This is a genomic window from Lactobacillus corticis (assembly GCF_018327645.1).
GTDB classification, from domain to species: domain Bacteria; phylum Bacillota; class Bacilli; order Lactobacillales; family Lactobacillaceae; genus Lactobacillus; species Lactobacillus corticis.
Genome location: NZ_BMAY01000083.1, coordinates 1 through 202 on the forward strand (window position 1 = coordinate 1; position 202 = coordinate 202).

1 tRNA gene and 1 rRNA gene are annotated in these 202 nt (G+C 50.5%); both read left to right on the plus strand.

The annotated features are described in order from the left end of the window. Window positions 1-108: ribosomal RNA gene (rrf, locus tag KI210_RS08835) — 5S ribosomal RNA — on the plus strand; the annotation flags it as partial. Window positions 109-120: 12 nt separating this feature from the next. Continuing rightward, window positions 121-193: transfer RNA gene (locus tag KI210_RS08840), tRNA-Asn, on the plus strand. The last annotated feature ends 9 nt before the right edge of the window (window positions 194-202 follow it).

Below are 202 nucleotides of genomic sequence, written 5' to 3' on the forward strand. Positions count from 1 at the left end.
GAAAGCAAGAAGGAAACACCTGTACCCATGCCGAACACAGAAGTTAAGCTTCTTAACGCCGAGAGTAGTTGGTGGGCAACTGCCTGCGAGGGTAGGAAGTCGCCGCGCTTTTTTTAATATTCCGGCTTAGCTCAGTTGGTAGAGCGCGTGACTGTTAATCACGATGTCGTCAGTTCGAGTCTGACAGCCGGAGTAAGGAAGA